General features: G+C 34.2%; 6 protein-coding genes. 2 read left to right on the top strand and 4 right to left on the bottom strand.

Translation table 11 applies throughout. From position 1 onward, the window contains the following. Positions 1-763: 763 nt before the first annotated feature. Together AB8S09_RS15490 and AB8S09_RS15495 are read left to right on the top strand one after the other, a co-directional pair. Positions 764-1,759: a 3D domain-containing protein gene (locus AB8S09_RS15490; protein ID WP_369869513.1), complete on the top strand. Its 996-nt coding sequence runs from the start codon at positions 764-766 to the stop codon at positions 1,757-1,759. Between the two features lie 225 nt (positions 1,760-1,984). Further along, positions 1,985-3,550 (top strand): IS1182 family transposase, encoded by a 1,566-nt coding sequence (locus AB8S09_RS15495; protein ID WP_369869520.1) that lies wholly within the window; start codon positions 1,985-1,987, stop codon positions 3,548-3,550. Positions 3,551-3,736: 186 nt separating this feature from the next. Here the strand turns inward: AB8S09_RS15495 and yjeM are convergent, their stop codons facing one another. From yjeM to AB8S09_RS15515, 4 genes are all read right to left on the bottom strand, one after another. Beyond that, complete coding sequence (gene yjeM, locus AB8S09_RS15500) at positions 3,737-5,260, bottom strand: glutamate/gamma-aminobutyrate family transporter YjeM (protein ID WP_369869515.1); 1,524 nt, start codon at positions 5,258-5,260, stop codon at positions 3,737-3,739. A 211-nt stretch (positions 5,261-5,471) separates the two neighbouring features. Next, the gene (locus tag AB8S09_RS15505; protein WP_369869516.1) at positions 5,472-7,112 is read right to left on the bottom strand and encodes a M20/M25/M40 family metallo-hydrolase; all 1,641 of its coding nucleotides are present in this window, start codon (positions 7,110-7,112) and stop codon (positions 5,472-5,474) included. Between the two features lie 302 nt (positions 7,113-7,414). Then, positions 7,415-8,728: a ClC family H(+)/Cl(-) exchange transporter gene (locus tag AB8S09_RS15510; RefSeq protein WP_369869517.1), complete on the bottom strand. Its 1,314-nt coding sequence runs from the start codon at positions 8,726-8,728 to the stop codon at positions 7,415-7,417. Next, positions 8,725-9,480, bottom strand: a complete 756-nt coding sequence (locus tag AB8S09_RS15515; RefSeq protein ID WP_369869518.1) for an IclR family transcriptional regulator — start codon at positions 9,478-9,480, stop codon at positions 8,725-8,727. The genes AB8S09_RS15510 and AB8S09_RS15515 overlap by 4 nt, the downstream gene beginning before the upstream one ends. Positions 9,481-9,783: the final 303 nt, after the last annotated feature.

Below are 9,783 nucleotides of genomic sequence, written 5' to 3' on the forward strand. Positions count from 1 at the left end.
CACAGTTGTCATCTAGTCATTTCTAAAAAAATGGGGAAACTCTAAATATTTAAAAAAATTACAGGGCAAACGCATGAAAAGTAATATTTTATTACTCAAGGACTGTTATTTTTCCCTTCTGCTCGCTTTTCCTTATAGCTAAACCTATGCTTTTTAAATTTTTCCACTCTTTTCTCATACTAAGCCAGTCTATATCTTCTGTAACGTAATATTCTCTNCTGTTATTTTTCCCTTCTGCTCGCTTTTCCTTATAGCTAAACCTATGCTTTTTAAATTTTTCCACTCTTTTCTCATACTAAGCCAGTCTATATCTTCTGTAACGTAATATTCTCTAGTGTCCTTCCTGCCGTGTCCTTTGTCAAAAGATCTGGTACAGCTGTATGAAATATCTTTAAATCCCGTTTGAAGAGTCCAAATCCACCGCATATAATAACTGATAAAATTATTATATCCAGAATAATCTTTTGTCTGATATTCTTCAATTAAAACGTCCCCCCAAATATTATAAATATTAACATTTAAATTATAACATAATTTCCTATCTCTCAAATGTCTTGTCAAATCAAAAGCCTCCATTTATACCGTAATTAAATGGCGATTTTTTATGGAAAAAATTTATAATTTTGATACATACAGTAAATTATCGTAATTCATTCAACTCACAAACTTGAGTTTTTACACACATTAATGATATAATAAAAACTATTAGTAAGTTTTAAATTAAATTTTAAGACTTAATAACAATTTTAAGGAGGAAAATACATTGAATAAAAGAACCTTATCTGTTATTATGAGTCTTACATTGGTATTGGTAACCTGCGGAAACGTTTTTGCCGTATCTTCTACGACAAGCGAACTGCAGCAGACTCAGAATGACAAAAGGCAATTGGAATCAAAAGTGGGGGATTTAAATAGTCAGATCAATGGCGTGATACAAAAAATTGATGAAAATAAAAAAGATATGAACAGAATCGCCAATAATATTAAAAACACACAGGCTAAACTGCAGACTGCAAAAAATAATTCCCAACTTCAAAGAGATCTTTTCAAAAAAAGAGTACGTGCTATGTATGTAAATGGCACTAGTGGATATTTGGAGATCATACTATCTTCCAAAGATTTTAGTGACTTTTTATCCAGAATTGATACTATCACAAAAGTTATAAAATTTGACAATGGTGTCATTGCTAAACTCAAGAAAAATGAACTGGCCATAGAACAGGAAAAGAAAAATCTAAACGATGAAAATATTAAATTACAGTCTTTAAAAACAAGCAACGAAACTATTCTTTCCAAATTAAACAGCAATATTAGAGAGCAAAAGTCCTTACTTGCTTCAACTACAGTAAAAGAACAAAAATTACTCGCAGCACAAAGTGAACAAGCTGCCGCTGCCAGAGCTTCTCATTCTACTACTGTAGCCATGGCGGGAAAGCAGGCTTTATCTCGTGGAAGTACAGGTTCAGCACCTTCTTCTTCCTCAAAAGTTTTGACTATGCAGGCTACTGCTTACTGCGACAATGGATACACTGCAACTGGAGTACCTACTAGAAGAAATTCAGGTGGTTATAGTACTATAGCCGTAGATCCCAGGGTTATACCTCTTGGCTCCAGAGTTTATGTACAGGGATATGGATATGCAATTGCTGCAGATACCGGTGGTGCTATAAATGGAAATATAATAGATCTATATGTACCGACTCAGGCAGAAGCTGAAAGCTGGGGTAGAAGAACTGTTACTGTATATGTACTTAATTAATTCATATTTCAGTATACATATACAAGATGATAAAAGGTATGATTCTGGACAAAGGAAGCGTACTCTGTATTACAATTGAAAAAGGAAGAGGCTGTTGCACAATTAATTTGTGCAACAGTTCGTTTTTTTGCTCAAATATATAAAATGCAGGGCTCGAAAGCCCTGCAAGTGTTGTATAATTAATTTATGCAAAAAACAAATTATCAACATAAAAATTATACCGAAATAAGAAGATATTATCAAATGGTTTTACCACTTAATATCGAAATGTTGATACCTGAAGATGATTCAGTTCGCCTGCTAAGCCAAATATTGGAGGGTTTAAATTATGATAAATTATACATGGCATATTCTTCATTTGGAAGAAAACCGGCAGTGGAACCCAAAATCTTGTTTAAGATATTAACTTATGCATACATGAATAATATATATGCTAGCAGGAAAATCGAAAACTGCTGCAAAAGAGACATTAATTTTATGTGGCTTCTACAGGGGAATAAAGCCCCCGACCACAGTACTATTTCTAGATTTAGGAAATACTATCTTCCAGGTGCCGCAGAAGATTTATTTTGCCAGCTTGTAAAACACTTGAAAGAAATCGAAGAATTAAATTTTGAGAACTTGTTTGTGGATGGTACTAAAATAGAGGCCAATGCCAACCGTTATACCTTTGTATGGAAAAAAGCCATAGCTAAAAATGAAGAAAAGATGTTTGTTAAAATTCAAACCTCTATTGACAAAATAAATGAGTTTTATAAAACAAATTTCAGAGTAGAAAAATCAACAATAATGGACGATCTTGAAGGTATCCTAAAATACCTTTATAAGAAAAAAGAAGTAGAAAATACTAAATTTGTACACGGTACCGGCAGACGTAAGCCTCCAGTTCAAAAATTTATAGAATCTGTGGAAACTTTTTATAACAGGCAAGAAAAATATAACTTATGTAACAATATATTTCACGGAAGGAACAGCTATTCCAAAACAGATCCCGATGCTACATTCATGCATATGAAAGAAGATCATATGCGCAATTCACAGTTAAAGCCCGGTTATAATGTCCAAATTGGTGTTGAGGGAGAATATGTTATTGCCGCAGATATTTTTGATAACAGATCTGACTCCGGAACACTGATCCCATTTTTGGATGGTATAAGAAAAAATCTTGGAGTCAGGTATAAAAACATTGTAGCCGATTCAGGATATGAAAGTGAAGAAAACTATACATATATTGCCGGACATGGGCAGAACTACTATATTAAACCTAATACGTATGAAAAATGGAAGAAGAGAAGTTTCAAAAGTGACATAAGCAAACGTGAAAATATGAAGTATGATCCTGTAAAAGATGAATATACCTGCCATAATGGTAATCAGCTGAAAGCAGCAGGAAAGTTTTTAAAGAAATCACAAACTGGCTATAGGGCGGAGATAACAGTGTATGAGTGTGAAAATTGTACTGGATGTATTTATAAATCTAAATGTACAAGAGCACTCAGGAATAGAAAAATATATGTATCCAAAAAATTCATAAATGAACGCCGGCTGTCATACAGAAATATAAAAACAGAGAAAGGCATTAGATTAAGAGTAAATCGTTCTATTCAAGTAGAAGGTGCATTTGGGGTGTTAAAGGAAAATTATAACTTCAAAAGATTTTTGACACGAGGAAAAAGGAATGTGAGAACTGAATTTATTCTACTCTGTTTTGGGTATGATGTAAATAAGCTCCATAATAAAATTCAAAATGGACGGTGTGGACAAACACTTCACAAATTAAAAACAGCATAAAAATACTATAAAAATTTATAAAATATCATGCAGTTTATTAAAGTACGATAAAAAATCAACTGATGTAAAATTTAAAAAAGAAAAATTTTCCTTCAATGATTTTTTTGAATATATAAAAATAGAGTGCTGTAAAACTATCTTAAAAAAATAGTTTTGCAACACTCCCGTCCTTTTTTATATTATTATTTATACAGCAGTCTTTTCATCTTTCCCAATATACTTTTTCTCGTACCTCCTGTACATTGCAACTGCCACTATTGCAAAGAAAAGAGGACCTCCTATCATCCAGATGGTATCCGTAAGATTTCCATCAACTGCCGGTTCGATTATAGTAAAGAAATTTGCAAATCCAACTGTAAAGGTAACCAATATGGTCCAAAGCCAGGTTGAAAATTTACTCTTGTACACCACAAAGGGTTTTACTATTTCCTTCTTCTTTTTAAAGGATATAAATGCACCTGACAGGAACATATAAGGCAGTGTCATTGCCACATTGGTCATAAGTACAAGTCTTGAGAAGAATTTTGCAGCTGCATCTCCGCCAAATGACACAAGTGCCACAAACAATACAACAACTATACATTGCACCCACATAGCATTTATAGGCATTCCATTTTTTATTTCCGCCATTTTTCCAGGCCACAATTCCTTCGGAGTACCTTCTATAATCTGTTTCAGAGGTGAATAACACAGGGTAAAGAAAGCTCCAGTCAGTGCCAGGAACATAGACAACCCCATGAATCTGGCTACCCAGGCTCCAAGGACAAGTGAAGAAGCTTGGCTCATGCCAAAACTCTTGCCAAGTTCAAACCCCAGATTCTGCATGACTACATAGGCACAGTTTGCCATATGAACTCCCTTTGAAGACAGCACGGTATTCCAGTTTGTAAATATACCGCACATAAATATTCCTATCGAATATCCTACAGTAATAATCAAGGCTGCTATAGTAACTCCCTTGGGAAATGTCACTTCAGCATTTTCAGTCTGATCAACCAGTCCCCCTACTACTTCAATACCGCCATAGGCAAATATTGCAAAAACTATAAACGATAACATTCCAATTGAAGATGAATATGCCGGATTAGGCGACTTTACAAAAGACGCAGCTGAAACGACCGGCTGTGCCAGATGTCCTCCGTTTGATACAAGTACAATTAAAGCTCCAACAAGCAGAAGGACATTCAAAAGTACCACTGCAATACCTCCCACTGAAGTCACTTTTGTGATTTTCTCCAGACCTCTCGAGGCCGTAAACGTTACAAATATTATCCAAATCATTCCCAGTATTCCTATAGTCTGGGTGGAATTCAATCCAAAAATTCCCCAGGTGGAAGTTACATCTTTTCCCCAGATGGCATTTGAAAATGGAATCCATATTGTAGAACATATATTCACCATCCATACTATATAAGAAGCAAACCACATAAATGTACCTATAAAAGCATATTTGGGCCCGACAGATTTTTCCATCCAGGAATAAATTCCGCCCTTTTCATTTTTAAATGCGGCACCGTATTCAGCCATCATAAAAGCATAGGGTATAAAAAACGTAAGTCCGGATATAATATACCAGGGAATTGCACCGTACCCCATCAAATAAAATGACCTAGGCATATTGGCAAAACCAAATACCGAAGTGAATATCATCAGTATTAAGGCGATAAGTGTCAATTTCTTATTCTTGGTTTCGGTTTCATTTGATGCCATTATTTTCCCTCCCTTTATTATAAATAATAAGTAGATATTACTACTTTAGTATTTATTATATCCTCTCCTGTTTTTTTTGCAATACTTAACTTAAATTAAGTATTGCAAAAAATTTTTTCCATTTATTCTTATTTGATAAACACTGTTTTTGAAATATATTTTATGATATTATTCTTTTATTTCAATATTCTATATAATTTATTCTGCTGTATCAGCAAAGCATATTTAGTATAATATATTTATAAATTTTTGGAACCACATTAAACGAATAGGGCAAATTCAACCTTTCCGTATATTTATGCAGATCTTTTCCCTCGCCTCCGAAAATTATTACCGGAATATCAATTCTTTTCAACTCGTCTGCAGGAAATTTATAAATTGTGTCATATCCAACTATATTTGAAACGAGATCATCCACAGATGATTCTCCCTCGTCTATACCAGTATAACTTGCATCCGATATTCCCATGAAGAAATCTGTTTTTACAATATCCTCGTGGAGTTCATTTTTCGCATATTCAATACTCTTATCGACAACATTCATAAATCTCCTGCCAAGATTGTCCCTGCTTTTCATATACCTATGGGGATAATAGGGAGGTATAAAAGAAATTATTATCATTGGCTTTTTTTCTCCATACAATTCATAAGTTTCTCTCACTATATTCACAGCTATACTTTGATTATCTCTTCTTTCCTTTTTCCAGATATCAATCTTTTGATCGATATAACTGTTAAAATTCTTATATTTTTCTTTAACTTGTTCAAGAATATCGCTGTAAGTGACAACACATGGCTTAAAAGACTCAAAATTTAATTTTTGATTGTATTTTTTCATAAATCTGTTTCTCTTGTCGAAAATATTTTCCATTACATTTAAAAATGCGGTATTGGCCAAATTTTTCAGGTCCTCAATCAGTTTTTCATATCCTGCTTTAAGAGTCATCACATTATAATATGATGCAGCATAAAGTGGACTTTGAACCGAATAAAGTTTCTTCAAATCCGTCTGTTTCAAACACATAGGCGGTGGAGTGACAGTGCCGCTTACATTATCCGAAAAACTTCCATTACATTCCAGCAGTCTGTTTATTTCCGAAACCAATAGATTGGGATTCAGTCCGTTTAACGATTCACCTACATGGGTTTCTTTTCCCACACAAAAAAACAAGGGCATAATTTTACCTACGCTGCCTATATACAGTCTTTTGCTGTCGGTTTCCCCTTTTTCGGGTACACTCGGTTCAGATATTATCATACCGCAGTACCTATATTTCCTGCTTCTGCTCAGTTTAAGCAAAAAAGGCACTGCTGAGAGCATTCCTTCAGAATTGCTCTCTTCTCCCGGAACTATCAAAATCATAAGGTTTCCCTTAAAGTTTCTATTTATACTAAATTCTTTTATCAACTCCATATTAAGCGCCAACCCGAATTTCATATCTGCAGTACCTCTTCCAAATATCCAATTGCCGGATTTAATATCACTTTCGGTGCTTTCGTCCAATTTCATTTCAGAAATTCTCTCAGTACATTTTTTAATATCAAAAGCCGCAGATCTCAAATGTCCAAATTCCTCCACCCCTACTACATCCAAATGTCCTGACAGTATAAATGTATCGTCACTGTATTCTTTCCCATTTACTACCGCCCATACAAAACTTCTATTTAAAGGATCATCCTTGATGTTTTCAATCCCTACATTATAACTGTTTTCTTTAAAATAAGGAACTTGTGCAAGACTACCATATATCTTATTCGCCGCAATACTTTCCTGTTCAGTGCCGGATATACTCGGCATAGACACCAGTCTTTCCATGGTATCATATACATTTTTCGAAAATTTATTCTGCATTTCTATTTTCACCTTCACTGTATTTTTGGCACAAAAAATCGACTATACATAATTTTTCATAAATATTCTTCTAAAATGCCATCTTAAAATCAATACAATTATTTTGTACCCAATAATCGTTCATAACTTCACTTGTTTAAATAAATAAATCAAATGAAATTTACAAATATATACTTATTCATAATTAAAAATGTTTATACTAATTCTCTGGAAAAACAAATACTCTCCCTTTTAAAAAAGTAAAAAGTTTTTTAACAAATTAGTTTATTTTATATTAATTTCTCAAATTTCAATGCTAAAATTTATGAGTGTTTTCCCTTATTATTCAATATTTTATTCAGAAGAAGTTCATATACCGGCCTGGAATTCAATATGTCTGAAAATATATAGGCAGTTATACAGACTACAGAAACTGACAGCAAATTATCGAACACCCCGGTCATTTCTATGATAAGTACAATACCTGTGATTGGAGATTTTACAACCGACGCAAAATACCCTGCCATACCAAGTATCAGCAAATTATTGACATACTGCAAATCAAATCCAAATAAAATATTGATAATATTTCCATAAATATTACCTAAAAGTGCTCCGATGACCAAAAGAGGTAAAAATATCCCTCCGGGAGTGCCTGAACCATATGAGGACATCGTAAATAAAAATTTCCCTATCAATATTATAAGCAGTGCCTTAATAGTCATATTTGAAGCTGCAAGGGTGGAAACAAGATCATGTCCTCCTCCCAGTACCTGCGGCAAAACAAGTCCCATGACACCGGCTATTAAAAAAGCCATTACAGGTTTATTTTTTACATTGAGAAATTTTATTCTGTTATAAATATCCTGTGATTTCAAAAGTGATTTGTTAAATAAAGCCCCGCCCAGAGCTAAAATTATTCCAAATACTATTATATAACCATAATATTTAAGAGGCAGTATCCTGACGCTACCAAAATTGAATACAGGCGATACTCCCAGAAGCTGCTCAGTTATGAAGTCTGAAATGATAGACGCCAAAAAAGCAGGGACTAAAATCTTAGGTGAAAAATTTTTGTGTATTTCTTCAAGTGCAAAAATACACCCTGCCAAAGGTGCATTAAAAGCAGCTGCAAGCCCTGCGCTGGCACCGCCTGTTATCAAAAGTTTTTTCTCAGAATCAGTCCCATTAAATAATCTGCCAACACCTTGTCCTACTGCTGCACCTATCTGTACGGAAGGTCCTTCTCTCCCCAAAGACAGTCCTGCTCCAATAGCTATAATTCCTGCAGCAAATTTCTTTAATATTACCTTATACCAATTCATACTCAATTTTCCTGCCAAGATACCTTCTACTTGTGGTATACCACTGCCTGCCACCATAGAATCACTTTTAACTATACAGCCCACTAAATAACCCGCTGCTGCAAGTGCAGCAGTAACTACAGGGAAAAGCCAAAGATTCTTAAATTCCGCAGTATACATAAAATGTGCAAAAGTAAGTGATTTCTCCAGCAGATATCTATAAGATACTGCCGTAAATCCCGTTAAAATGCCTACTATTGCACTTTCTGAAATTATCTTCAATTTAGAATTACAGTAATTATCCGTTATAATATTTAAAATATTGCCCTTCATTGTACATCCTTTACCTTTACATATCCAAGTGCCGTTGATATTTCCGCAGCACATTTGATTACAGCCTTGACCTTTAGCTTAAGATCCTTATTTAAAAGTCTGTTTATGGGACCGGTCATGGAAAGTGCGGCAATAACTTCACCATTGACAAAAAAAACAGGCACAGCTATGGCTCCCAGTCCTTTTTCTCTTTCTCCCCTACTTATGGCATATTTGTTCTTTCGAACTTCCTGCAAAGATCTCTTTAAAGTTTCACTATAATCTTCCAGCAGGACATTTATTTTTTCATCAGGCAGGGCAGCAAGCAGTACCTTGCCAGGCGCACCTTTTTCCAATGGCAGTATACTCCCTATATTCATAACCAGTCTCAAGCTCTGTCTCGATTCCACTCTCTGTACACAAACACGCTTGTTATTATTTCTGACATACATGGTAACACTTTCATTAAATTCATCTCTTAATTTCACCATATACGGAAATGCAACCTGGGTAAATTCCTTCTTCAAAATATTTATACTTATGTTCCCCAGTTGAACAATCGAAGTACCAAGATGATATTTCTTGTTTATAGGGTTTCTCTGCAAATATCCCCTTTTTTGAAGAGTTCCAATAAGCCTGTGAGCTGTACTTGGAGATAAATTAATTTTATTTGAAATCTCCATCAGCGACAGTTCTATACCGCCAAACATGAAACATTCCAATATATCAAGAGCTCTTTCTATTGATCTGGTACTTGAATTTCCTTCCGACATATTAATCCACCTTTTAAAAATTTCAGTATTAACTACTCTAATTATCTTTCTTAAATTTATATAATTAGCATTTTATCCTAATTTTTCAACTATCAATATAACATTCCTGTCTATCCGTGTCAAGCTGACATCTGTTCTAAAAAAATAGAACTGCTGTACATTAAATTCATTCATACAGCAGCTCTCTATTAAAATTTAGCATATCAAATTTATCCTACCAGCTGGCAGTTTCCCTTTGCCGAGCTGAAATTTTCAACTAGTTTATACCCTGCTTCCAAGGCACGCTTGTTCAAATCTTCCGTT

The organism is Clostridium lapidicellarium (genome assembly GCF_041224415.1).
Classification (GTDB): Bacteria; Bacillota; Clostridia; order Clostridiales; family Clostridiaceae; genus Clostridium_B; species Clostridium_B lapidicellarium.